23 protein-coding genes are annotated in these 24,745 nt (G+C 71.1%); 12 read left to right on the top strand and 11 right to left on the bottom strand.

The features are described from left to right. The first annotated feature begins 47 nt into the window (after positions 1 to 47). A complete protein-coding gene (locus LMI96_RS08385) occupies positions 48 to 1,592 on the top strand; it encodes a PucR family transcriptional regulator (RefSeq protein ID WP_228361142.1) in 1,545 nt (514 codons plus the stop codon). Between the two features lie 17 nt (positions 1,593 to 1,609). Here the strand turns inward: LMI96_RS08385 and LMI96_RS08380 are convergent, their stop codons facing one another. After that, the gene (locus LMI96_RS08380; protein WP_228361141.1) at positions 1,610 to 3,142 is read right to left on the bottom strand and encodes a CoA-acylating methylmalonate-semialdehyde dehydrogenase; all 1,533 of its coding nucleotides are present in this window, start codon (positions 3,140 to 3,142) and stop codon (positions 1,610 to 1,612) included. 191 nt (positions 3,143 to 3,333) lie between these two features. On the opposite strand from LMI96_RS08380, the gene LMI96_RS08375 reads away from it, so the two are divergent. Then, positions 3,334 to 3,711, top strand: a complete 378-nt coding sequence (locus LMI96_RS08375) for a cupin domain-containing protein (protein ID WP_223722352.1) — start codon at positions 3,334 to 3,336, stop codon at positions 3,709 to 3,711. A gap of 22 nt (positions 3,712 to 3,733) precedes the next feature. Next, positions 3,734 to 5,143, top strand: coding sequence for an FAD-binding oxidoreductase (locus LMI96_RS08370; protein WP_228361140.1), 1,410 nt, complete (start codon positions 3,734 to 3,736; stop codon positions 5,141 to 5,143). 39 nt (positions 5,144 to 5,182) lie between these two features. On the opposite strand, the gene LMI96_RS08365 is transcribed toward LMI96_RS08370, so the two are convergent. Beyond that, positions 5,183 to 5,677, bottom strand: coding sequence for a metallophosphoesterase family protein (locus LMI96_RS08365; protein ID WP_228361139.1), 495 nt, complete (start codon positions 5,675 to 5,677; stop codon positions 5,183 to 5,185). Positions 5,678 to 5,810: 133 nt separating this feature from the next. On the opposite strand from LMI96_RS08365, the gene LMI96_RS08360 reads away from it, so the two are divergent. From LMI96_RS08360 to LMI96_RS08350, 3 genes are all read left to right on the top strand, one after another. Continuing rightward, positions 5,811 to 6,722, top strand: coding sequence for an ROK family protein (locus LMI96_RS08360; protein ID WP_228361138.1), 912 nt, complete (start codon positions 5,811 to 5,813; stop codon positions 6,720 to 6,722). Positions 6,723 to 6,760: 38 nt separating this feature from the next. Continuing rightward, positions 6,761 to 8,392, top strand: coding sequence for an FAD-dependent oxidoreductase (locus LMI96_RS08355; RefSeq protein ID WP_228361137.1), 1,632 nt, complete (start codon positions 6,761 to 6,763; stop codon positions 8,390 to 8,392). A gap of 63 nt (positions 8,393 to 8,455) precedes the next feature. Continuing rightward, positions 8,456 to 8,971: a MarR family winged helix-turn-helix transcriptional regulator gene (locus LMI96_RS08350; protein WP_228361136.1), complete on the top strand. Its 516-nt coding sequence runs from the start codon at positions 8,456 to 8,458 to the stop codon at positions 8,969 to 8,971. Positions 8,972 to 9,725: 754 nt separating this feature from the next. On the opposite strand, the gene LMI96_RS08345 is transcribed toward LMI96_RS08350, so the two are convergent. The 3 genes from LMI96_RS08345 to LMI96_RS08335 are packed head-to-tail and all read right to left on the bottom strand — an operon-like array spanning position 9,726 to position 12,831. Further along, positions 9,726 to 10,427, bottom strand: coding sequence for a glycosyltransferase family 2 protein (locus LMI96_RS08345; RefSeq protein ID WP_228361135.1), 702 nt, complete (start codon positions 10,425 to 10,427; stop codon positions 9,726 to 9,728). Beyond that, a complete protein-coding gene (locus LMI96_RS08340) occupies positions 10,424 to 11,779 on the bottom strand; it encodes a PIG-L family deacetylase (RefSeq protein WP_228361134.1) in 1,356 nt (451 codons plus the stop codon). Before LMI96_RS08340 ends, LMI96_RS08345 begins: the two co-directional genes overlap by 4 nt. After that, positions 11,776 to 12,831, bottom strand: coding sequence for an acyl-CoA dehydrogenase (locus LMI96_RS08335; RefSeq protein ID WP_228361133.1), 1,056 nt, complete (start codon positions 12,829 to 12,831; stop codon positions 11,776 to 11,778). Before LMI96_RS08335 ends, LMI96_RS08340 begins: the two co-directional genes overlap by 4 nt. Before the next feature lie 96 nt (positions 12,832 to 12,927). Between LMI96_RS08335 and LMI96_RS08330 the strand changes: the two genes are divergently transcribed. Further along, complete coding sequence (locus LMI96_RS08330) at positions 12,928 to 13,998, top strand: LacI family DNA-binding transcriptional regulator (RefSeq protein ID WP_228361132.1); 1,071 nt, start codon at positions 12,928 to 12,930, stop codon at positions 13,996 to 13,998. Between the two features lie 113 nt (positions 13,999 to 14,111). Continuing rightward, positions 14,112 to 14,768 carry a 2'-5' RNA ligase family protein gene (locus tag LMI96_RS08325; protein WP_223722362.1) on the top strand — a complete coding sequence of 219 codons (657 nt, stop codon included), beginning with the start codon at positions 14,112 to 14,114 and terminating at the stop codon, positions 14,766 to 14,768. A 19-nt stretch (positions 14,769 to 14,787) separates the two neighbouring features. Here LMI96_RS08325 and LMI96_RS08320 read toward each other — a convergent pair whose 3' ends face one another. Further along, positions 14,788 to 15,624 (bottom strand): inositol monophosphatase family protein, encoded by an 837-nt coding sequence (locus LMI96_RS08320; protein WP_228361131.1) that lies wholly within the window; start codon positions 15,622 to 15,624, stop codon positions 14,788 to 14,790. A 162-nt stretch (positions 15,625 to 15,786) separates the two neighbouring features. On the opposite strand from LMI96_RS08320, the gene LMI96_RS08315 reads away from it, so the two are divergent. From LMI96_RS08315 to LMI96_RS08300, 4 genes are read left to right on the top strand one after another with little or no spacing between them, the layout of a single operon-like run. Further along, a complete protein-coding gene (locus LMI96_RS08315) occupies positions 15,787 to 16,731 on the top strand; it encodes a carbohydrate ABC transporter permease (protein WP_228361130.1) in 945 nt (314 codons plus the stop codon). Continuing rightward, complete coding sequence (locus LMI96_RS08310; RefSeq protein ID WP_228361129.1) at positions 16,731 to 17,606, top strand: carbohydrate ABC transporter permease; 876 nt, start codon at positions 16,731 to 16,733, stop codon at positions 17,604 to 17,606. Before LMI96_RS08315 ends, LMI96_RS08310 begins: the two co-directional genes overlap by 1 nt. Before the next feature lie 24 nt (positions 17,607 to 17,630). After that, positions 17,631 to 18,983, top strand: coding sequence for an extracellular solute-binding protein (locus LMI96_RS08305; RefSeq protein ID WP_228361128.1), 1,353 nt, complete (start codon positions 17,631 to 17,633; stop codon positions 18,981 to 18,983). 33 nt (positions 18,984 to 19,016) lie between these two features. Next, positions 19,017 to 19,973, top strand: a complete 957-nt coding sequence (locus LMI96_RS08300) for a Gfo/Idh/MocA family protein (protein ID WP_228361127.1) — start codon at positions 19,017 to 19,019, stop codon at positions 19,971 to 19,973. Positions 19,974 to 20,008: 35 nt separating this feature from the next. Here the strand turns inward: LMI96_RS08300 and LMI96_RS08295 are convergent, their stop codons facing one another. Genes LMI96_RS08295 through LMI96_RS08275 form a run of 5 tightly spaced genes read right to left on the bottom strand, consistent with a single transcriptional unit; the run spans position 20,009 to position 24,622 of the window. Further along, positions 20,009 to 21,160: an MFS transporter gene (locus LMI96_RS08295; RefSeq protein WP_228361126.1), complete on the bottom strand. Its 1,152-nt coding sequence runs from the start codon at positions 21,158 to 21,160 to the stop codon at positions 20,009 to 20,011. After that, entirely contained in the window at positions 21,160 to 22,428 is a 1,269-nt protein-coding gene (locus LMI96_RS08290) for an aminotransferase class III-fold pyridoxal phosphate-dependent enzyme (RefSeq protein WP_223722369.1), read from the bottom strand. Before LMI96_RS08290 ends, LMI96_RS08295 begins: the two co-directional genes overlap by 1 nt. Before the next feature lie 4 nt (positions 22,429 to 22,432). Beyond that, positions 22,433 to 23,203, bottom strand: a complete 771-nt coding sequence (locus LMI96_RS08285; protein ID WP_223722370.1) for a hypothetical protein — start codon at positions 23,201 to 23,203, stop codon at positions 22,433 to 22,435. Next, positions 23,193 to 23,819 carry a TetR/AcrR family transcriptional regulator gene (locus LMI96_RS08280; RefSeq protein ID WP_223722371.1) on the bottom strand — a complete coding sequence of 209 codons (627 nt, stop codon included), beginning with the start codon at positions 23,817 to 23,819 and terminating at the stop codon, positions 23,193 to 23,195. Before LMI96_RS08280 ends, LMI96_RS08285 begins: the two co-directional genes overlap by 11 nt. After that, a complete protein-coding gene (locus LMI96_RS08275) occupies positions 23,819 to 24,622 on the bottom strand; it encodes an SDR family oxidoreductase (RefSeq protein WP_228361125.1) in 804 nt (267 codons plus the stop codon). The genes LMI96_RS08280 and LMI96_RS08275 overlap by 1 nt, the downstream gene beginning before the upstream one ends. Positions 24,623 to 24,745 lie beyond the last annotated feature (123 nt).

Genomic DNA, 24,745 nt, shown 5'->3' with positions numbered 1-24,745 from the left:
GTGGTCCCGCATGCACCAGAGTGGGTGCCAGTATGACGAACAACGACATGTCGACTCGACGATCCGGTGAATCCGCCCCGGCCACTCTCCGCTCGCTGCTGGACGCGAGCGAGTTCGATCTGCGCCGGCGCACCGAGATCGACGACGCGCATCTCGACGCCCCGCTCGAGTGGGCGCACAGCTCGGACCTGCCCGACCCGACGCCGTGGGTCGGATCCGGCGGGCTCCTGCTCACCGACGGCGTGCAGTTCATCGACCGCACCGACGCCGACACGGCGGATGCGTACGTCGCCCGGCTCGTGCGGCGGGGCGTCCGGGCCCTGGGGTTCGCGATCAGCATCGTTCACGACAGCATCCCGGATGCCCTCGTCGACGCCTGCACGGCGCAGGGGCTCCCGCTGATCGAGGTATCCGCCCGTACCCCGTTCATGGGCATCATCCGCTTCGTCTCCGACGCCCTCGCTAGCCAGCAGCGCGAGCGGCTGGAACGCTCGCTCACCGCGCTCCGCTCGATCGCGCGCGCCGCCCTCCGGCCCGACGGGCTCGCCGGGATCCTCCGCGAACTCGAGCGCAACCTCGACTGCGGCGTCGCGCTGTTCGACGCGTCGGGCACGCTCGTGCCCGTGCCGACGCTGCATCCGGCCCCGCTCGGTCGCCACGGCGAACTGGAGCGGGTGGTGCGAGCGACCCTCGCCCGGGGGCGCACCGCGGCGATCCGGGTCGGCGTTCCCGACGTCGGCGAGGTCACCCTGCAGACGCTCGGCCGCGCGGATCGGCTGCGCGGCGTCCTCGCCGTCGGCACCGGGGTCGCCCTGAACCGCGCCGACTCCGACCTCGTCGAGAGCGTCATCGCGCTGGCGAGCATCGCGCTCGAGCAGAGCAGTGCGCTCGACACCGCGCGACGGCGGCTGCGCGCGGGCATCCTCGAACTCCTCGCGTCGGGGAGCACGGATGCGGCCGGCCGCACGGTCCAGCACCTGTGGGGCGCGCTCCCCGCGGCGCCCGTTCGCGTGGGCTGCGTCGTGCTCGCCGATTCATCGCGTGCCGACCCGCTCATCGCAGCTTTCGAGGCGATGAGCGACGAGGGCGCCGGCAAGGTGTTCTTCGCCGAACGCGACGGTCATGTCTACGTGATCGTGCCGCAGGGCGACCGCGCGCAGGTCGACGGGATCCTGCGGATGCACGACGCCCGCGCCGGATTCTCGGCGCCCGCCTCCTGGGCGGATCTGCCGTCGGCGCTCGTGGAAGCTCGCCGCGCCGCCGAGCGCACCACCGAGGCGACCCCGTTCCTCGACCTCGACGGGTTGGCGGATGCGGGACTCCTCTGGCACCTCGAGCAGACCGGCGCCGCCGCGCTCGCCGCGCGCCTGCTGCAGCCGCTCGATGCGGAACGCGGCGTCGACCTGCGCGAGACGCTGCGGGTGTGGCTGTCGCACAACGGCACGTGGGACCCTGCGGCGCGCGTGCTCGGCATCCATCGGCACACGCTCCGGAGCCGCATCGAGACCGCCGGGCGCCTGCTCGGCCGCGATTTCGAGACCTTCGGCGCCCGGGCCGAAGTGTGGCAGGCGCTGGAGCTCGTTCGCGCCTGACGGAGAGGAGTGGGGCGTCAGTTCTGGGGGAAGCCGAGGTTGATCCCGCCGTGGCTCGGGTCGAGCCAGCGCGAGGTGATCGCCTTCTGCTGCGTGTAGAACTTCACGCCCTCGACGCCGTGCGCCTTGGTGTCGCCGAACAGCGAGCTGCGCCATCCGCCGAACGAGAACGTTGCCACCGGAACCGGGATCGGTACGTTCACCCCGATCATGCCGACCTGCACCTCGTTCTGGAACCGGCGGGCGGCGCCGCCGTCGTTCGTGAAGATCGCCGTGCCGTTGCCGAAGGCGCCGTTGTTGATGAGGTGCACGCCCTCCTCGTACGAACCGACGCGCACGACCGACAGCACCGGGCCGAAGATCTCGTCGGTGTAGACCCGAGACGCGGTCGGCACGGAGTCGATCAGGGTGGGGCCGAGCCAGAACCCGTCGGGCGCACCGTCCACGTCGACGTCACGACCGTCGAGCACGACGGTGGCGCCGTCCGCCTCGGCGATGTCGATGTACGAGGCAACGCGATCGCGGTGCTCCCGCGTGATGAGCGGTCCCATGTCGCAGCCGCGCCGACCGTCGCCGACCCGGATGCCGAGGGCCCGCTCGCGGATCTTTGCCACGAGTTCGTCGGCGACCGGCTCGACCGCCACGACGACCGAGATCGCCATGCAGCGCTCGCCGGCCGACCCGAAGCCGGCGTTGATCGCCGAGTCCGCGACCAGGTCGAGGTCGGCATCCGGCAGCACGAGCATGTGGTTCTTCGCGCCGCCGAGCGCCTGCACGCGCTTGCCATGCCGGGCGCCCGTCTCGTAGACGTACTGCGCGATCGGGGTGGATCCGACGAACGAGATCGCTGCCACGTCGGGGTGCTCGAGGAGCCCGTCGACGGCGACCTTGTCGCCGTTCAGCACCGTGAAGACGCCATCCGGCAGGCCCGCTTCGCGCCAGAGCTCGCCCAGCCAGATCGCGGAGGACGGGTCCTTCTCGCTCGGCTTCACGATGACCGCGTTGCCCGCCGCGATCGCGATCGGGAAGAACCACATCGGCACCATGGCGGGGAAGTTGAAGGGGGAGATGATGCCGACGACACCGAGCGGCTGACGGATCGAGTACACGTCGACGCCCGTCGAGACCTGCTCGGAGTACTCGCCCTTGAGGTGATGCGCGAGGCCGGTCGCGAACTCCACGACCTCCTGTCCGCGCGTGATCTCGCCCATCGCGTCCGACAGCACCTTGCCGTGCTCGGCGGTGATGATCTCCGCCAGCTCGCCCTTGCGGGAATCGAGCAGCTCACGGAAGCGGAACAGGATCGACTGCCGCTTGGCGAGCGACGTGTCGCGCCACGCGGGGAACGCGGCCTTGGCCGATTCGACGGCGCGGCGGACGTCTGCCGCATCCGCCAGCACGACCCGGCGCGCCTCCTCGCCCGTCGCCGGATCGAACACGGGTGCGGTGCGGGAGTCGGATGAAGACACCCGGCCGCCGTCGATCCAGTGCGGAACGAGAATGGCGTGGGTGTAGAGCGCGGCGTCGGTGGCGTCGTTCGTGAGGGTCATCGTGGTGCTCGCAATCGGAGGGGGCGGATCACTGTCGGCCGCGGCGCACCACGGCCAGCCCGGCACGGGCGGATGACACTCAGTGTGGTCGGCGGATCCGGCGGCGTCTTGTGCCAACCTGTCGTCGATCGTCGGCGTCGATCGACAGACGGGTAGGCGCCGGTCGGGTCGGGCCGAGGCATCCTGGGGCGATGACCCCGACCATCGACCGCATCGATGCGCTCGACCTCGTGCTGCCGCGCACCCCGATCGCCCCGGATCAGAATGCGGGCGGCGAACCGTCCGTCGGAACCGAAGCGCTGCTGACGTTGCCCGGAACGGATGCGGGCCTCGAGGTCGGCGTCTGGGAGATGGGCGTCGGCGCGATGTACGACGTCGAGGTCGACGAGGTGTTCGTCGTGATCCAGGGGCTCGCCGAGGTGGCCGTGCTCGATGCGAGCGGCCTCATCCGGAGCACACTGACGCTCCGCCCCGGCGTCGTGTGCCGGCTTCACGCCGGCACCCGCACGCGGTGGACCGTCCACCGCACGCTACGGAAGATCTACATCGTCTCCGGCGCCGACGCCTGAGACGCGACCCGTGAGGACGGACATGCCCGACCCGATCGCCTACGACCACCGGCTGCGACGGCCCCGCGCCGTGCTCGCCGCCGCCCTCGCCGACGCCGCCCCGGTGCCGTTCTGGGTGGATTCGCCGCTCCGTCCGGCGGCCCGTCCGGCCCTCGCCGCCGACATCGACACCGACCTCGTGATCGTGGGCGGCGGGTACACGGGCCTGTGGACCGCGATCCAGGCGAAGGAACGTCAGCCCGATCGCCGCGTCGTGCTGCTCGAGGGCAAACGCATCGGATGGGCGGCGAGCGGGCGCAACGGCGGCTTCGTCGAGGAGAGCCTGACCCACGGCCCCGAGAACGGTGAGTTGCACTTCGCCGATGAGCTCGACGTCATCGCGCGGCTCGAGAAGGAGAACAGCGTCGAGTTCGCCGACACCCTGGTGCGCTACGGCATCGATGCCGAGTACGAGCACGCCGGAATGCTGACGGTCGCGACCGAGCCGCACCAGGTCGCGGACCTGCGCGAATCGGGCGAGCAGGTATGGGAAGGGGCGGAACTGGAGCGGTACGCGCGTTCCCCGCTCTTCCGTGCCGGAACGTTCGATGACACCACGGCGCTCGTGCACCCGGCGAAGCTCGCCTGGGGGCTGGCTGCGGCCGCGGTCGGACTCGGGGTCGAGATCTTCGAGAACTCGCCCGTGCTCGCCCTGGAACGCTCGGCCGGCGGCGTCGTGCTGAAGACGCCGTCCGGTGTCGTGCGCGCGGCGGCCGTCGCGCTCGCCACGAACGGTTTCCCCTCGCTGCTTCGCCGGCTGCGGCTGTTCACGGTGCCGATCTACGACTACGTGCTGATGACCGAACCGCTCTCCGCAGCGCAGCTCACCGAGATCGGGTGGACCGGCCGGCACGGCATCGCCGACTCCGGACGCGAGTTCCACTACTACCGGAAGTCGCAGGATGACCGCATCCTGTTCGGCGGATACGACGCCGTCTATCACCGCGGTCGTCGCATCACGCCCGCGCACGATCAGCGCGAGGAGACCTTCCTCCGCCTCGCCGACCACCTGTACGACACGTTCCCCGCGCTCGAGGGCACGCGGTTCAGTCACAAGTGGGGCGGGATGATCGACATGTCGACGCAGCTCGTCGCGTTCCACGGGTCGACCGCCGGGGGCCGCATCGCCTACAGCGCGGGGTACACCGGGCTCGGCGTCGGCGCGACGCGGTTCGGTGCGTCGGTCATGCTCGATCTCATCGAGGGTCGCGACACCGAGCGCACCCGGCTCAAGATGTCGCGGCGCCTGCCCGTGCCGGTGCCGCCCGAGCCCTTCGTGTACCCGCTCATCCAACTCATGCGCGGCGCGGTCGCGCGGTCGGATCGCAACGGCGGCAAGGACGGTCTGCTCCTGAAGGCCGCGGGGATGTTCGGCGTCGGCTTCGACTCCTGACCTGGGCGGGAGCCCGCTCCGGCTGACCTGCGGGCGGGATCAGAGCGCGACGAGGACGACATCACGCAGTACGTCGCCGTCGACCGTCGCCGTCATGAACGTGTGCCGCGGTTGGCGCCGCCGATCGGTGGGGGAGCCGGGGTTCAGCAGCCGCAGACCGTGCGGGGTCGTCGTGTCCCACGGGATGTGACTGTGCCCGAAGACCAGGACCGCCGCATCCGGGAACGCGTCGTCCATTCGCCGCTCCCGTCGCGCCGCGTCGCCGGTCTCGTGGATGACGGCCACGTCGAGCTCCTCGATGCGGCGCCGAGCGATCTCGGGGAGACGCGCGCGGAGGTCGTCGCCGTCGTTGTTGCCCCAGACGCCCAGCACGTCCCCGTGCTGCTGCAGGTCGTCGAGGACGGATGCGGTCACCCAGTCGCCCGCGTGCACGATCAGGTCCGCCGCATCCGCCGCCCGTCGCACCGCGCGCGGAAGTTCGCGCGCCCGCTTCGGGATGTGCGTGTCGGAGACGAGCAGCAGTCGAGTGACCATGCCCCGAGCGTATGCCCGCGGTTGGAGGCGGAGTCGCTGCCACGGGCTTCGCACCCGTAGGCTGTCGCGCGGTCGTGCTCCGCTGCCCGCTCGGGATCTCGCAGGGGTGCGTCCCCGGATTCGAGGAGCAATCATGGCCGAGCACGTGCTCGCGGTCGACCTGGGCGGAACCAAGGTGGATGCGGCGCTCGTCGCGGACGACGGAACGATCGTCGCCGGGTCGCGGCATCGCGCGCCGACAGGCCCCGAGGCCTCGGCGGCGGACCTTTCGGACGCGGTGGCGGGCGTAGTCGCCCAGGCGGCTGCCGCGCTGGCCGGCGGTGACCGCATCCGGGGACTCGGGATCGGCAGCGCAGGACCCGTGGATGCGGTCGCCGGCACGGTGTCGCCCCTCAACCTGCGGATCGCGCAGTTTCCGCTCGTCGCGGTCGCGGCCGGCGCACTGGGCGCGGATGTGCCCGTGCGACTCGGCCTCGACGGTCTCTGCATCGCGCTCGCCGAGGCGCGCTACGGCGCGGCGGCCGACGCGGCCTCCAGTGTTTCGCTCGTGGTGTCGACCGGCATCGGCGGCGGGATCGTCTGGAACGGGATGCCGCTGGCCGGCGAGCGCGGCAACGCCGGACACCTCGGGCAGGTGCGCGTGACCATGGCGACCGAGGGCGGCCCGCGGACGGGCACGCTCGAGGACGTCGCCGCCGGACCCGGGTCCGTGCGCTGGGCGAACGCCCAGGGGTGGGTCGGCCGCGCGGGCGAAGACCTCGCGCGCGACGCGGCGGCGGGGGATGCGGTCGCGCGGGCGGCGATCGTCCGCTCGGCCACCGCCGTCGGGCACGCGCTCGCGGGGGTGTCGGCGCTGCTCGACATCGATCGCTTCGTGATCGGCGGCGGGTTCTCGCACGCCGCCGACGACTACATCGACCTGGTGCAGACGACCGCGCGCTCCCTCGCAATCCTCCCCGCCACGTACGAGATCGACGTGCGCCGGGCCGCCCTCGGCGCCGACGCGCCGCTCGTGGGCGCCGCCTGCCTCATCCCGCTACGCTGACGCCGAGTGGCACCCGCGCCGCGACCGACGGGATGACGATGGGCACGCACGACCTCGATCCGATCCAGCGACCGACCCTCACCGACAGCCAGTGGGAGCGGCTGACCCGATTCGGTACGCCCGAACATGTCGCCGCGGGAGAGTACGTCTTCCGTTCCGGCGACCGGAACTACGACCTCATCCTGGTCGAAGACGGCGGCCTGGAGGTCGTTCGGGACTCGCTCTTCTGGATAGAGGAGGCCGTGCTCGCGCACATGGGTCCGCGCTCGTTCGTCGGTGAACTCGGCATCCTGAACGGACAGGGTGCGTTCCTCTCCGCGCGCGCGACGCGTGCCAGTCGGGTGCGGCGGGTGAACCGCGCCGAACTGCAGACGCTCATGAGCGAAGACGACGAACTGTGCGACCTCGTGCTGCACGCGCTGTGGGCCCGGCGGGAGTCGCTGCGGCGCGGTCCGGCCGCACTGACCCTGAAGTTCGTCGGACCCGCGGCCGACACCGAGCTGCTCTCGCTGCGGCGCTTCGCCGAGCGGCTCGATCTCGTGCATTCCGCGGTCGAACTCTCCCCGCACGATCTCGACTCGATGGGCGACCACGGGATCACCGCGGCGGATCTCCCGGTCGCCTTCATCCAGGGCGAGCCGATCCGGCACGCCACTCCCGGTCTCGTCGCCGACCGGCTCGGCCTCAGCTACCAGTCCACCGTCGACGAGATCGTCGACCTCGTCGTGATCGGCGGCGGTCCGGCAGGTCTGGCCGCATCGATCTACGGGGCCTCCGAAGGACTCAGCACGGTGCTTCTGGATGCGGTCGCACCGGGCGGCCAGGCCGCATCCACGTCGCGCATCGAGAACTTCCTCGGCTTCCCGTTCGGAGTCAGCGGCGCCGAGCTGATCGGTCAGGCGTCGCTGCAGGCGCTGAAGTTCGGCGTGCGCGTGTACGCCCCGTGCGAGGCCGTCGCACTCGACACGGTCGGCGACGAGCTCGACGTTACGCTCGCGGACGGGCGCCGCATCCGCACCCGGAGCGCCATCGTCACCTCCGGTGCCGCGTACCGGAGGCTGCAGCTGGAACGGTGGGGCGACTTCGAGCGGTCGGGCATCTACTACGCGGCCACGCAGCTCGAACTGCGTCAGGTCACCGGCGCGCCCGTCGTGGTCGTCGGCGGCGCGAACTCCGCCGGGCAGGCCTCGCTCTACCTCGCAGCACACGGAAGCCCCGTGCATCTGGTGGTGCGCGGGGACGACCTGGGGAGCCGGATGTCGTCGTACCTCGTCGACCGGATCCGCGAGGATCCGCGCGTACAGGTGCACACGGGGTCGCACGTCACCGCTCTCGACGGGGGCGGCTCGCTCGAACGCGTCGTCATCGACAGCGTCGGCGAGGTGGATGCGCGCGGCCTGTTCTGCTTCATCGGCGCAGAACCGGCGACCTCCTGGGTGTCGGGCCTCGATCGGGACGGCGACGGGTTCCTCCGCACCGGCACCGACGTCGCCGTGCAGTCCCTCGCCCGGTGGCAGGCGATGGGCCGCGAGCCGCTGCCGTTCGAGACCTCGGTGCCGCGCATCTTCGCCGCGGGCGACGTGCGACGAGGGTCGATGAAACGCGTCGCCGCCGCCGTCGGCGAGGGTTCGAGCGCGGTCGCATCGGTGCATCGCGCGCTCGCCGGCTGACGCGGCGGACCGATCTGAGCGGATGCGGGCCGGAGGGCATCGCTGCGTTGGTACGGTCGAGCTGTGGCGGTCGATAACAGCGACGACGAGGTGGACCTGCTCATCGATGCCTGGGCGCAGCGCCTGCCCCACGTCGACCTCACCCCGCTCGACGTCATGTCGCGGCTGCGGCGCGCCGCCATCCGTCTCGACCGGCTGCGCTCCGCCGCCTTCGCGACGGTGGGTCTCGCGTCGTGGGAGTTCGACGTACTCGCGGCGCTCCGCCGCGCCGAACCCCCGCACGAGCTCAGCCCGATGCAGCTGATCGAGCTGACGATGATCGGCAGCGCGGCGATGACCAATCGGCTCGCGAACCTCACCGAGCGCGGATTGATCCGCCGTGCGCGCAACCCGCGCGACGGGCGCAGCGTGATCATCACCCTGACCGAGGCCGGCACCGCGAGCGTCGACGCGGCCATGACCGAGCTCGTCGCGCGCGAAGCGGCGGCGCTGGAGGTGCTCGACGCGGGCGAGATCGCGGCGTTGTCCCGGATGCTGCGCCCCCTCATGGGCACCGAACGCGGCCCGCGCGCCGACTGACCGCGCTGGGGCTGGGCGCGCTGCGGCTGGGCGGCCTGCGGCTGGGCGGCCTCCGCATCCGCATTCGGCATCGGCATCCGTCCGGGGACCTGCACGCGACGGAATCTGCCGTAGCGAGGAGATCTGCCGAAGCGAGGATGGATGCGGGGGTTCTGGTCCTCGCTTGCGCAGATCTCCTCGCTTCGGGCCCGGGGTGCGAGTGCGCAGGGGGTGGCGTGGTGGGATCTGCGGCCTGACTGAATCTGCACCCGACGCGACTTGCTGGCCCGAGGGAATCTGCATCCCGCACGCTCTGTCCGCTCCACAAAATCTGCCGGAGCGAGGAGATCTGCCGAGGCGAGGGCGAATGTGGAGGTTTTGGTCCTCGCTTGAGCAGATCTCCTCGCTTCGGGCCGGGGCGGCGAGTGCGCGGGGGCGATCCGGCGGGACTGCACCCCGGCGGAACCTGCATCCGGCGCGCTCTGCCTGCTTGGTCGAATCTGCATCCGGCGCGACCTGCTGGCCCGACGGAATCTGCCGGAGCGAGGGAATCTGCCGGAGCGAGGTCGGATGCGGGGGTTTCGGTCCTCGCTTGGGCAGATCTCCTCGCTTCGGGCCGCGCATGCCGCACGAGCCCGCACCCCGACCCGACCCAAGCCCCCCCCCGAGCCCAAGCCCCCGAGCACGAGCCCACCCCGGACCCGAGCCCGGGCACGAGCCCGGGCACGAGCCCCCGGCCCCCGAGCCCCAACCCCCCAACCCCACCCCGAGCGGGTCAGCCGCGCTCGGACAGCAGGTCGTCGCGGAGGTACCGGGCGTAGCCGCCGGGCGTGCGACCGGTCTGGCGGCCGCTCGTGCGCACCCAGGCGTCGTCGCTCAGCGCGACTGTCGCGCCTCGCTTCCGCGCGGCCGCGACCAGCTCGACGTCCTCGTGCTCGGCCAGTGGCGGGAATCCGCCGGCGGCGGCGAGCACGTCGGCCCGGAGTCCGAGGTTGGCCCCGTGCACCGCCTCGTTCGCCGCGCCCGGTGTGTACCGGCGCCACCAGGCCTGCGTGCGCATCGCGTCGAGGTCGCGGAAATCCGGGCGGACGGTGCCGATGATCACGTCGGCACCGGCGTCGGCGAGCTCGATCTGGTGCACGAGCCAGTGCGGCGGAACCGCGGAGTCCGCATCCGTGTGCGTGGTCCAGAACTCCGCCGCGTCGACGTCGGCGAACGCCCGGCGGGCAGCCTCCCATCCCGCCGTGCGGGCGCGCCCCACGTTCCGTGCCGTGACGGTGACGATCTCCGCTCCCGCCTCCGCGGCGATCGCGGCGCTGCGATCGGTGCAGCTGTCGAGCACCGCCCAGACGCTGCACGCGATCTCCGGCCGCTCCGCGCGCAGCTGCACGACGGCAGCCGAGACCGACGCCAGGCACGCGCCGAGCAGCGACTCCTCGTCGTGCACCGGCACGATCACGGCGACGGCGCGGATCACGCGAGTCCCTCCGCGGCCGCGACCGACGGCACGTCCGGCCGCACGAGCACGTCGAGCAGGAAGTCCTCCTCGACGTGGCGGACGAGCGAGCGCCACCCGCGCCGGGCGGCGAGAGCCGCGTGCACGTCGTCGCCGTTCTGAGCGGCGTCGTCGATCGGCCGCCGCCAGTGGCAGAAGACGAGCACGGCGTCATCCGTCGCGCTGTCGTCGATGCGGTCGAGCGCCTGCGCGAGTCGCTCCGGCGACCAGTAGTAGGCCAGCTCCGACACGACGATCAGGTCGTAGCTGCCGGTCGGCCATTCCTCGGGAAGCGGATGCAGCGCGTAGCGCACGCCCTCGGGCACACCCCGGGCGCGGGCGCGGGCGAGCGCTGTCTCGGAGGCATCGACCGCGACGACGGATGCGGCGCGCTCCGCGAGCGCACGGGTCGTCGCCCCGGACGCGCACCCGAGTTCCAGCGCGCGCGAGAATCGCTCCCGCGGCAGGGACGCGAGCAGCAGCGCACGCTTCCGCCGCTCGTACCAGCGCGTGTCGAGTCCCCACGGGTCGTCGTGGCGGGAGTGGAGCTCCTCGAAATCGGCGACCGTCCGTTCGGGCCGGGCGGCGGCCGCATCCGGAACGAGGAACACCTCCGTGTCGCGGGCGAAGTGCGCGAGGGTGTTCGCGTGCAGCATCGCTCCGTCATCCGGATGCGCCGGGTCGGGGTCGAGCTGGCTGCGGTACGCGGCTGTCGCCCGCCGCTTGCGCGCGATCTCGGCGTCACTCAGCGGAAGCCGCCGCCACGTCGACGTGTCGATCCCCTCGGGCGTCGCCCACAGCCACATCCAGATCGGGTAGCCGGCGACCCGCACGCCCGAGCCGCGCAGGGCGAGGGCGATCTCGCCGAGCACGCGGTGGTCGCGGTGGCCGTCGCCCCACCAGGGCGTGACCATGAGCGTGCGCTCGGCCGCCCCGAGGCGGATGATCGCGGAGACGGCGTCGGTCACGGCCGGCCTCGCCTCGCGGATCCCGCCGTCGGGCACGCCGAGCAGGTGCAGGGTGATGCGCGGCGCGAGTTCGCCGAGCGCCGCGAGCAGCTCCGCCCGGCGCCGGGTCGCGAGGCTCGCCGGATCGGGGTCGTCCGGATGCGAGCCCTCGCCGTCGGTGACGATGACCACGGTCACCGCGATGCCGGATGCGGCGGCGCGCGCGATGAGTCCGCCGGCGCCCAGGGTCTCATCGTCGGGGTGGGCGGCGAGCACGACCAGGCGCTCGATGTCGAGGTCGAGGAGGGGCGTGGCGGCCCAGGGAGCGGCCTCGCGCCACAGCGATTCCGCCGTCCCCTCGTCGCGGTGGTCGAAGGGGACGCTCATGCCGAGGCTCCGACGGCGAGGCGCCCGAGCCTCGCGAGATCACGGTCGGCGTGGTCCTGTCGGAGGTACAGCTCGAGGTCGGCCACGCGTCGCGCGTGCGACTCGTCGACCGCGACGGGGCCGGGCCCGAGTGCACGCGACTCGAGGTCGAGGATCTCGCGTGCGCTCGCCGCGACGACCGCCCGCACGCGCGCCGCGAGGAGCTTCGCCGCCTCGCCGGTGGCACGCCCGCCGTCGACCGCGCCCGCCGCGGCATCGAGGACGACGGATGCGGACCAGCTCGCTGCATCCGCCCGCCCGGCGAAGACGGCGGCCAGCTGATCGGCGCCGTCGCGCGAAGCGGCCGCGGTGAGGGCGTCGACGAGCGGCAGAGCGCTGCCCCACCACACGGCGGCGACTCCCATGCCGCCCTCCGCGAAGCCGGATCGGCGGAGATACCAGCCCGGACCGCCGACGGGCACGGCGGGTGCCGCGTCGAGGTCGATGGGCGCGCTGACGACCTGACGAAGGCCCCGCGCGTGCCACGGACCGGGGAGCGCCGTCACACCCGGGCCGCGCAGGTCGATCGCGAACAGCCCGCGCTCGTCGCCCCGCCACGCGGTGACGAGCGCCCGGTCCAGGTGGGCGGCGAGCGAGCACCACGGCTTCCGCCCGGTCAGCGTCCACCGGCCGTCCGGCTGCTGCTCGGCCTGCACCGGGCGATCGCCGCCCTCCGCCGCGAAGACACCCCAGGTGCCGTGGGTGTCGAGGGGCTCGGCGAGCACGCCGTCCCGGTCGGCCTCGGCGATGATGGCGAGCGCATCAAGGTGTGGCTCCAGCATCCGCGCCGCGCCGACATCGAGTCGCGCCGTCTCCGCCAGAAGGCGCCAGCGCGCGCGAGTGTCGTCGCCCGGCAGCGGAGCGACCTCCGCCACGGTGCGCACCCAGTCGAGGGTCGGGGTGATGAGCGTCCCGACGTCGGGACCGGCGCCCTCGATCAGCCGGGCGAGCGGGGGAGCGAGGGCGGGCAGAGTGCTCGGCTGATCCTCGGATGCGGGCCACGACGTCACCATCCTTCGACGCTAGGTCGTCGTTCGCGCACCCACCCGGGTCTTGACAGCACGGATGCGTCGCCGCCGTCGCTGCCGCGCTGACGCTAGCGTGAAGTCGTGCATGAACTGAGCCCCGACGATGCTGAACCGGCGGAGTCCGCGCCCGCCGATCGACGCACCGGGTCGGTGCCGACGATCCACGATGTGGCTGCTGCCGCCGGGGTGTCGAAGTCGGTCGTGTCGCGCGCGCTTTCGGGCGCTCCCGGCGTCGCCGCCCGCACCGTCACCCGCGTGCAGCAGGCGGCCGCAGAGCTCGGTTACGTGGCGAACGCCAATGCGCGGGGCATGTCAGCGCACCGCACCCACACGTTCGGGGTGTTCGTCCGGGATGCCTCGACGCCGTTCTACGGACATCTCCTGACGGCGTTCCAGGAGCAGGCCTCGGCCCGCGGCTACCGCGCGGTCACGGCGACGGGCGCCGGTTCCTTTCCGATCGCGGAGGAACGTCGTGCGTTGGAGACCCTCGTCGCCTTGCGTGTCGAGGGGCTGATCGTCTGCAGCGGGGCGCTCCCCGTCGCAGACATCATCCCGTTCGCGCGGCGCATCCCGACCGTCGTGGCAGGGCGCCCGGAGCAGGACCCGGCGGTCAGCAGCGTGTACTGCGACGAGGTCGGTGGAGGTCACGGGATGGCCGACCACGTCGCCAGCCTCGGCCATCGCCGAGTCGCCGTCATGACGTTCACGCCCCAGTCATCGATCACGCAGGCGCAGCGGACGCGGGCGATGGTCGCGCGTCTTCGTGAGCACGGCGTCGACGTGGTCACCTTTCGCGGTGACGACGCGGGACCCGGTTTCGCGGGGGCGGATGCGATCACCGACGCCGTCCTCGACGCGGGCGGCGTTACCGCGTTCATGACGCCGAGCGATGCCTGGGCTGTCGCGGTGCTGGAGGCGCTGCAGCGACGCGGGGTCCGGGTGCCGGACGAGCTTTCGGTGACCGGGTACGACGGCGTCACCCCGTTCATGACATCGCTGCTCGGCATCACCTCGTGGCGGCAGCCGCTGCGTCTGATCGGTCGACTGTCGGTGGACGATGTGGTCGACCAGATCGAGGATCGCTTCGCCGGTGCGGCACATCGCGCCATCGACGGCGAGCTCATCGTCGGCCGCACGGCGGCGGCACTCTGACTCGGTCACCGCCCGTTCATCCGCTGGATTCCTTCGCGTCGCACGCGCTAAGCGGACCGGGATGAGAATAGGGAACGTTCCCTATTCCGTCCCGACATCGAAAGCGTGACCGCGTGACCGACCAGATCGCCCCCAAGCTGCCTCGAGACGACAGCGACCCGTTCCGCTACGGCATCTACCTCCGACCCGACGCCCGCACGTGTCGAGCGGTCACCGTGGTGACCGACCAGCTTCGGGCCCAGTACGGCTTGCTTTCGGCGGGGGCATTCCCCCCGCATGCGACGCTCGTCGGCAGCCAGCCGTTCGGGTTCGCCGAGCCCGACGTGATCGACGCGGTCACGACGTTGCTGCGCAGCCAGCGCTCGTTCGACGTGCACAATGCGGGGATCCGGCCGCAGGGCCGTGGCTACGTCTACGACGTCAGTGAGAACCCCGACGGAGGCGTGAATGAGGAGTTCGTGCGCCTCGCCCGAGACATCGACGCCACTGTGGCCCCGTTTCGGCGCCCGATGAACAGCCCGCTCCCGAACGACTTCGAGCCCGACGTTTTTCACGCGCACCTCTCGCTGGCTTCGCACGACCTGTACGTGCGGCCCGATCTCTACGCCGAGGTGGGGGAGTTCATCCGTGAACTCGACGTTCCGGTCCCCGCGGGATTCGTCGGTCGCACGGTGGTCATGTACCGCACCGCGTGTGCGGACTGGTCGGGTCGCTGGTGGCAGACCATGACCTGGGAGCACATCCGCACCTGGCGGCTGACGAGCGGGTGAGAGCGGCGGGCGTCGGCGGCTACTCGGCCTCCGGCGCCCACCGCGCGGAGAGGTCGCGCACCCCGTCGATCAGAGCGCGGTGGTCGCCGCCCGCTCCCGTCGCCACGTAGTCGAGGCTGTGTTGCGGACGATTCGCGGGGACGCCTCCGCGGAAGCCGGTGTAGGTGCCACCGGTGCGCGACAGGATGTGGGCTCCCGCCGCGACATCCCACGGGTGGGTGTCGAAGCCCATCGTCGCATCCGACCAGCCGGCCGCGACGTGGGCCAGATTCAGTGCACCGCTTCCCGTGCTGTGGTGGTGCTGATACGAGCGCGTGATCTGCGCCAGCAGCTCGAATGCCCCGTCGCCGAGCAGATCGACGTCGTGCTGGGTCGGGAAGCTGGTCAGCAGGGTCGCCCGGCCATCGGCAGCGGATGCGGATCGGATCGGTGTGCCGTTCAGCGTCGCCCCACCGTCGGCGGCGGCGAACATGTTGCCGGCCACGGGATCGAGGATGGCACCCGCGACGACCTCGCCGTCGAGTTCGGCGGCGATGGAGATGCACCAGTACGCCAGGCCGCGGGCGAAGTTCGCTGTGCCGTCGATCGGGTCCACGATCCACCGGAGCCGCGCGTCGCCCGAACTTCCGGTCTCCTCGCCGAGAACCTCGGACCCCGGAACCCCTCGCTGCAGGACCGTGCTGATGACCCGCTCTGCCGCCTTGTCGTGGACCGTTACGACGTCGTGCGCATCACGTTTGAAGGCGACGCTCATTTCGGAGCGGAAGGCCGTGAGGAGGGCGGGCGCTGCGGTTCGCGCGGCGATCTCGGCCAGGTCGCAGAGGGCGTTCGGGTCGTAGGACGTGTGGGTCGTCATGGCTCTTCCGTTCGTGGACGTAGGGATTGATTCACGCCTCTCTGAACGCGACATGAACGCTCGGAGACCGCTCGGTCGGCGTGGTTGACCGAGTCTCGGATGGTGTCGCAGAGTGGAGCCGTCCCAAAAAGGGAACGTTCCCTATTCCTGAAAGGTAGCCGAATGTCGGTCTCGATCAACGCCCGCCGGCGCGTCGTCATCGCCCCGCGACGGCGTTTGGCGGCACGCTCCTGGCGGCATGCGGATCGCCGCGTCGGCATCGTCCTGCTCGCTCCGGCATTCGCGGTCTTCGCCGTTTTCGTGTTCTATCCGCTCGGCAAAGTCGTCTGGCTCAGCATGCAGGGGACCGACATCTTCGGACAGGCCGCGGGCTTCGTCGGCGCGAAGAATTTCGTCACGATCTTCGCCGATCCCGAGTTCGGGGGCACGATGCTCCGCACCGGTGCTTTCTGCGTCGCGGTGGTCGTCGGCCGAATCGTCCTCGGGCTGCTCATCACGATTCCCCTGACGGTCAGGCTGCGGGGCATGCCCGTGTTCCGCGCTCTGCTCACCTCCCCGTTGGTCGTCTCGGTCTCGGCCGCATCCGTCGCCTTCGCGGCCATGCTGTCTCCGGGCAACGGTCTGGTGAACTCCGTGATCACCCGGTTCGGCGGTGCCGCGGTCCCCTGGCTGACGAGCACGCAGTGGGCGTTCGGCAGCGTGATCGTCGTCACCGTCTGGGGTTCGCTGGGGTTCACCGTGCTGCTCCTGCTCGGTGCCTTCGGTGCCATCGATCACGACGTGGTGGAGGCAGCGCACCTCGACGGCGCCGGCCCGGTCCGCACGCTCTGGTCGATCTCGCTGCCGTTGGTCACGCCGACCCTGTTCTTCATCGCCGTTACCGGCGCGGTCGAGGCGCTAACCGCGTTCGGACAGATTCAGATCCTGACGGGAGGCGGGCCGGCGGGCGCGACGACGACCCTCGTCTACACGATCTACCAGGCGGCGTTCGGGGCGGGTAGCGCCAACTTCGGGATCGCGGCGGCCGTCGGCGTCGTGCTCTTCGTCCTCGTGCTGGCGCTCTCGCTGGTGCAGTTCGGTGTGCTGGAGAAGCGGGTGAACTACTGATGGCCGCCCCGACCCTGCTCGCTCCCGCGCTGCGAATGAAGCGGCGACGCCCAGCGACGCGGTCCCCGCTGCGCGACGCGTTCCTCTATGCCTGGCTCGTGGCAGCCGTGATCGTCGTGTGCTTTCCGCTGTACTACATCTTCGAGGGGGCACTCACTCCCACGGCGTGGCTCGACCGCGGGTTGGAGGGGCTCCTCCCCATCCATCTCACCCTCGACAACGTCGAGCGCGCCACCCAGGTCATCCCGCTCGGTCAGCAGTTCGCCAACAGCATCGTCGTGACCTTCAGTCAGACGCTGCTGCAGGTCACGATCGGCATCAGCGCCGCGTACGCGCTGGTGTTCTGCGGGCTCCGGGGGACCCGGGCGCTCTTCCTCGTGCTGCTTTCGAGCATGATGGTGCCCGCCGAGACAACCCTCATCGCGAACTACCTGACGATCTCGTCGTGGCACCTCATCGATACCCTGCCGGCAGTGTTCCTGCCCTTCGTGGCATCGGCGCTCAGCATCTTCCTATTCCGCCAGGCGTTCCTCAGCTTCCCCGGTGAGCTGCGCGACGCGGCGCTTCTCGACGGTGCCGGACACTTCCGCTTCATCCGGTCGATGCTGCTGCCGATCACCCGTCCGACGTTGATCTCGGTGACCCTGGTCAGCGCGACCGCCGCCTGGAACGGCTTCTTCTGGCCGTTGCTGGTCACGAATTCGCCAGAGAACAGGACGGTTCAGGTGGGTATCGCGCAGCTCTCGAGCGCCGAGGCGGCCGATGTCGGTGTGGTGCTCGCCGGCGCCGCCATGGTCACCCTTCCCGTTCTCGTCGTCGTGCTGGTCGCACAGCGATTCCTCGCCGGCGGAATCACCGCCGGCGCCCTCAAGTAGCCCCCACAGAAGGAATCTCCCGTCATGTCCACTCGCACTCGCACCCGGCTCGCACTCACCGCCGCCGGCGTTGTTGCTCTGCTCGCAACCTCCGGATGCGCGGCATCCGGCTCCGACGCCGATCCGGCGACCGCATCCGGCCCCGTGACTCTCACCTTCTGGCACGAGATGACCGGGCCGGCCGCCACCGAACTCGACGCGCTCGTCGCGCAATTCAATACACAGGAGTCGGGCAAGATCACCGTCGACTCCTCGTTTCAAGGCACCTACGCCGACGCGCAGACCAAGTACACGGCCTCGGTCCAGTCGGGAACGACTCCCGACGTGCTCATGATGAACGACATCTCGACCGGATTCATGGTCGACTCGAAGAAGACCGTGCCCATTTCGTCCTTCACCGACGCGGATCCGTCGTTCCAGGACGACAGCTTTCCGCCGATCGTGAGCGCCTACTACGCTGACGCGTCCGGCGGCCTCGCCGCCATGCCGTTCGCGGTGTCGCAGCCGGTGCTCTATCTCGACCGTGCCCTCGTCGACCGCGCCGGCCTCGATGCGGATGCTCCTCCGACATCCCTCGCGGACGTCGCGTCCTGGGCGGAGAAGATCCACGCGGCCACGGGCGCCTACGGCATGACGATGAACATGTCGGACTCCTGGATGCTGGAGGAGATGTCGGCGTCTGGCGGCGAGAACTTCTGCACGCCCGACAACGGTCGCGGCGCCGATCGGGTCACCGGGCTCCAACTGACCAGCCCCACCCAGGTCTCGTTCATGGGTCGGTTGCAGCAGTTGTTCCAGGACGGAACCGCGTTGAACCCCGGCACCGACAACGCCTCGATGGTGTCGGCATTCGCGAGCGGCAAAGTGGGCATGATGCTCACCTCGACCGGTGCGTACACGACGGCCGATCCGACCAAGGCGGCCTCGAAGGTCGCCGCTTTCCCGACGACCTCCGACGCATCGGATGCCGGTGTCGTCATCGGGGGCAATGCCCTCTGGATCTCCGGTGACGGCCACTCGGCCACTCAGCAGCAGGCGGCCTACGAGTTCGTCACTTTCCTGCACTCGGCTGAGGTGCAGGCGGCCTGGGCCAGCGCGACCGGCTACCTGGCGTCGAACACTGCGGCGGCAGCCACCACGACCGGCGCGCAGTGGCTTTCCGACCCGAACGTGACGACGATGGCCGACCAGCTCGCGAACACGCCCGCCTCGATCGCGAGTGCGGGATGTCGGACGGGAGCCTTCCCGACCGTGCGCGCGACGGTGATCGGGGCCTTCGGCCTGGTCGTGGAGGGCGCGGACGTGACCGCCACGATGTCGGATGCGGAGTCGAAGGCCGCCGATCAGATCTCGGCCTACAACACGGCGGCCGGCTGAAGCCTCGCCGCGAGCCGGAATAGGGTGGCGAGCATGATCCGTATCGCGACCATCGGCACCAGCGTCATCACGACCCACTTCGCAGATGCGGTGGCGAAGGTCGAGGGGATCCAGCTCGGCACGGTCTTCTCCCGCGATGCCGAGCGGGCGCGCGAGTTCGCGGTACGCATCGGTGCGCCTGCATCCGGTGACGACCTGGACGCGATCCTCGCCGACCCCGCGATCGACGCCGTCTACGTCGGCTCGCCGAATGCCGTGCACGCCGAGCAGGTGCGGCGGGCGATCGCCGCCGGCGTCCACGTGTTCGTGGAGAAGCCGGCGGTCGCGACGGCCGCGGAGTGGGCGGAGCTCGTCGCCGCGGCCGACCGCGCGGGCGTCGTACTGCTGGAGGGGATCCGCACGGCCTATGACGCGGGCACGGCGGCGGTCCGCGAGCTGTTGCCCTCGCTCGGCACGATCCGTCGGGCGTCGGTGCACTACCAGAAGCGTTCCTCGCGCTACTCCGACGTACTCGCCGGAAAGCGGGTCAACATCTTCGACCCGGCCATGGGCGGCGGTGCGCTCGCTGACCTCGGCGTCTACGGCGTCCACGCGCTGATCCTGCTGTTCGGGGCTCCTGAGACGGTGCAGGCCGCATCCGTTCCCCTGGATGCCGGCGTCGACGGCGCGGGGATCGCCCTGCTCGGGTACCCGGGATTCGTCGCGGATGTCAGCTACTCGAAGATCACGAGCTCGTCGCGGCCGAGCGAGATCCAGGGCGAGGACGCCACGCTCACGATCGATGAGATCGCCAGCCCGCGCCACCTCGTGCGCACGGGTGTCGACGGATCCGTCGAGGAGTGGAACGTCGAGGCTCCGCAGCACTCTCTGGTCGGTGAGGTGCAGCGTTTCGTCGACCTGATCGTCGCGGGAGAAACCCCGGCCGAAGACAACGAGCGCACGCGCCTGACCCTCGAGACCCTCGAGCGCATCCGCACCGCGGCCCGCTGAGCCGGAGCCCAGTCGCGGCGCGCCGCCGCCCCGCCTCAGCGCCGGAGGGTGCGCAGCACCGGAAGCAGCGCCGCAAGCACCGCCGCAGGAATGAGGAACGCGACCCCGAGGGCGGGCCCGGTGGCGACGAGCCCGAGAACGACGGCTCCCGTCACGGCGCCGGCGTAGTTGAACAGGTTGACGCGGGCGATGACCTCGTCGCTGCGTTCGGGGAGCACCTCGCCGGCGCGGGCGAAGGCGAGCGGAACGAGGGTTCCGGATGCGGCGCCCATCGCGGCGAACCCGATGATCGCGGCCGGAACCACCGGCCACACGGCGACGAGCACGGCTCCGGCGACGGCCAGCAGGATCGCGGCGACGCCCACCCGCACCGCGCCGACCGCACGCACCGCGGGGTCGGTTCCCAGGCGGGCGACGAGCATGGCTGCGAGGTAGGCGGCGTACCCGAGCGGGGTCACCGCGGGCTCCGCCTGCAACCCGTCGGTCAGGTAGATCGTGCTCCAACTCGAGACCGCCGAATCGATCACGAACGCGGCGAACACGATCGCCCCGACTGCCCAGATCGCGCGGCGAGGAAGCGGCGTCCGCCGACGCGGTTCGTCGTGGGCCTGGTGCGCCGCACGCGCCGGGTCGAACGCGATGACACCCCACGCCGCGACGGCCAGCTGCACGATCGCCGTCACCACGAGAGTGAGGGTGGCGGGTGCCGACGCGCCGAGCACCGCGGCCGTGCCGAGGGTCGCCAGGATCGCGGCGGCGGTGTACCCGGCGTACAACCGACCGAAGATCGGCTGCGGGTGCCGGCGCTGCAGCAGCGCACCCTGCATGTTCGATGACGCGTCGACCGCGCCGAGGCCGACTCCGTAGACCATGACCGCGATGAGGAGCACCTCGAACGAGCCGGTCGCGGCGATGACGAACAGCCCGATGGCCTGGATGGCGAGTCCCCCGACCAGAGCGGCACGGCTGCCGCGGCGGACGGCGACCACATCCGCGAGGATCGAACCGAGAGCGGCGGCGAGACACGTGCCGAGCAGCAGGAGCGACACGGTCATGTCGTCGATGCCGACGCGATCCTTGATCGCGGGCAGCGCCGTGACGACCGTCGCGTAGCCGAGACCCTGTGCCGCGTAGGAGGCCGGGACGGCGCCGCGACGGGCGGTCCGGGGGGCGGTGACCGTGTTCATCATCCGGCCGTCGGCAGGCGAAGCGCGCGGAACGCGTCGTCGGCGATCTCGAGCGTGCGGGTGATGTCGGCCGGGGTGAGCGCCGCGTTGATGAAGTGATTGTGGTGCGAACTCAGGAAGACGCCGCGCTTGACGCATTCCGCGATCCACCGCTGGTGCAGCATCAGCGAGTCGTCGTCGGCGAGGCGCAGGTAGAAGAGGGCGGGTTCGCCGGATGCCACGAGCGTCAGGTCGTGCGAGCGCGCGACGTCGACGAGACCGTCGGTGAGCGACGTGCCGAGTTCGCGGAAGAGCCGCGGGGCGTCGATCTCCTTCAACGTCGTGATGTTCGCGATCGCGGCGGCGAACGGCACCGCGCTCATCCAGTAGCTGCCCGTGTAGGTGATGCTGCTGACCGCTTCGCGGAGGCTCTCCTTGCCGCACAGCGCCGACACGTTGTAGCCGTTCGCGATGGCCTTGCAGAAGCAGATCAGGTCGGCTTCGAACCCGTAGAAGTGGTCGCTGCCCTCCAGATCGAGTCGCCATCCGGCGCGCACGTCGTCGACGATCAGCACGATGCCGTGCTCATCGCAGAGCTTTCGGACCGCCTGCCAGTACCCCGGCGCCGGCAGTTCGTTGTCGAAGAAGTTCCCGTGCCGGTAGGGCTGCGCGATGAGGGCCGCAATCTCGCCGCGGTGCTCGGAGAACACCCGTCGCATGGCTTCGACGTCGTTCCACGGCACCTCGATGTTGCCCTGCACGTCGGTGTCGAGCACGCCCGGGTAGTCGAGCTTCTGCGTCCACGGGGCGACGCCGTGGTAGTAGCCCTCGATGAAGACGATGCGCCGGCGACCGGTCGCCGCCCGCGCCGTCATCACGGCGAGCGTCGTCGTGTCGCCGCCGTTCTTGGCGAAGAACGCCCAGTCGGCACTCGCAACGGTGTCCACGAGCAGCTCGGCCAGATCCACCATCACGGTCGACGGAACCGAGACCACATCCTCCAGGCGCGCCTGCGCCTCCGCGGCGGCCGCAACGCGACGGTCGCCGTATCCGAGCACGTTCGGGCCGTACCCGCACATGTAGTCGATGAACTCGTTGCCGTCGACGTCCCAGAACCGGGTGCCCTCGGCGCGCTGCGAGAAGAGGGGGTAGTCGGTGCGGGGGATGAAGCATCCCTCGCTGGGTCCGAGATGACCGGGAACGCCGCCCGGGATCACCTTGATCGCACGGGAGAAGGCCTCTTCGCTCCGGGCATAGGAGTAGGTGGGGGTGAGGAGATCGCTGCTCATGGGGTCACGCTCCGAGGTAGGCGCCGACACGGTCGAGAATGCGGCTGGTGTTGTCGACGAGGGGGATGAAGCCGCGCATGGCCAGGCGGCCATCGCAGACGCAGGCGAGGGCGCTGTCGCGACCCGTGATGACGCCGCCGGCGACATCGAGGTCGGCGAAGCGGAGGATGGCGCGGGGAGTGCCGGAGAGGTCGTCGTCGAGGCGGACGCGATGGTTCTTGATCTCCAGCCGGTACCGCACTTCGTCGCCGAACTCGAGGTCGAGGTCGCCGTCGGGCATGTGCGCGGCCGAGAAGCGTCCGCTGACATCCTCGTTGCCAACGACGGCGATCGCGCGGGCCGCCACGTCGAGGGTCATCAGGGTGCTGAGCCGGCGGAACGCCGGGTCGGCGAGGTCGGCGTCACTCGGCTGCAGGTACCGGCCGAGCAGGTCGCTGAGCGGGGTGAACACCTTCGTGAGGAATCGGATGCCGGCCGGCCCGGCGAGTGGGATCGGCTGGGCCGAGCCCGCGATGACGGCGTTCGCGTGCGCCGCCGAGCGGAACAGCAGCGTCGGGCCGCGGCCGCCCGCATCCGCCGCCGTGATGGCCTGATCGGTGAACGTGTAGCGCACCGGGTCGAGCCCCGGCACGACGAAGGTCAGCGTGGTGGGCTTCGGCACTTGCCGAAGAATGTCGCGCGCAGCGGGAACGAGTTCGGCGAGCCGCGGCAGCGAGCCGAGCACGGCGCGCAGATTGGTCGCGGCGAGCACTCGCGGGTCGATCTCAGTGAGCATCGGGCGCCTCCGGGGTGGGAACAGGGGTGGACAGTGCGGCGAACGACCGCGCCAGGAATCGGATGTGGCGACGCGCGGAGGCGCCGTCGCGGTCGGTCAGCCAGGTCAGGGTGAGCCCATCGAGCGCGCTCGCGAACGACCAGGCGATCTCGTCGAGCGGCTGCGACCAGGAGGTGCCGGCAAGCTCGGCGGCGTAGCGCAGGCTCGATTCGGCCGCATCCCGGTACGTCGCCCACTGCGCTTCGACGACGGCGGGGTCGTGGCGCATGGCGTGGGTGGCGACATCGAGCAGCACCAGTTCGCGGCTGGGGTCGGATTCGAGGAGCCGCAGGTACGCGTCGAGGCCGCGCTCGAGGATCTCGTCGAGGCGGGGAGCCGGGCCCGGGGTGCCCGCGTCGATCCACGCGGCGAGGCGCTCCTGCTCGGTGATCTGCTCGATCACGGCGGTGATGAGCTCGTCGCGGGTGCCGAAGACGTAGTGGAACGCGCCGAGCGGCATGTCGGCCTCGGCCACGATGGCGCGCGTGCTGGCACCGGCGAGGCCCTCGCGGGCGATCACGCGGATGGCGGCGTCGACGAGTTCGGCGCGACGGTCGGCGTAGGGCAGGCGCCGCATCAGGAGGCCGCCCGGGATCCGGCGCGTTCGGTGGCGCGCTGGCCGACGCGGAGCGTCATCCGGCGCGGGGCGAACTTCGCGCCGAGGGACTGGATGCGGTTGCCCCAACCGAGGGTGACGACCGGGCCGCCCGGCCGATCGAGCACACGGAGCGTCGCCGCGACGACCTCGTCGGTGGTCGCGATGCGTCCGACCGCGAACTGGGTGGACCCGGCGGCGGCGAAGAACTCGGTCGCGGTCGGGCCGGGGCAGACCGCGAGCACGCGAAGCGCGGAGCCGCGCGTTTCCTGCCAGATCGCCGCCGTCAGCGACGTGAGGAACGCCTTGCAGGCGGCGTAGACCGCGAGGTTCGGGATCGGCTGGTGGGATGCGGTGCTCGAGACCATGAGCAGCACGCCGTGCGGTGCGGCGAGCAGGTCGGGGAGCAGGAGGCGGGTCAGGAGGGTCGGGGCGGTGACGTCGACGGCGATCTCCTGCGCGATCCGGTCGGGATCCTCTGCGGTGAACGCGCCCGCGGTGCCGAAGCCCGCGCAGTTGATGAGCCCGGCGGCGCGGAGGCCGCGGTCCGCGAGATCCTGCGCGATGCGGGCAGGAGCCGCGGCGTCGGCGAGGTCGGCGGGGATGACATCGACGGCGACGCCGTGCGCGGCGCGCAGCCGGGCCGCGAGCTCCTCGAGCCGCTCCGCACGCCGAGCGACCAGCACGAGGTCGTGGCGTCGGGCCGCGAACCGCTCGGCGAAACCCCGGCCGAGGCCCGAACTCGCGCCGGTGACCACCGTCACCGCTCGTCTCTCGTCGGTCATGATCGTCCTCTCCGAAAGTTGGTCGATCGACCAACTCCGCTCATGAAAGCGCACCCGGATGCTGCCGGGCAACCCCGGGGCGCAATTCTCATCCCCCCGAAACCCCCGCGAAACCTTCGCGCC

Origin of the sequence: Microbacterium sp. cx-59 (genome assembly GCF_020805625.1) — a bacterium.
GTDB lineage: Bacteria > Actinomycetota > Actinomycetes > Actinomycetales > Microbacteriaceae > Microbacterium.
The sequence above is the reverse complement of the archived record's forward strand: the minus strand, read 5'-3'. Positions and strand labels throughout refer to the sequence as shown.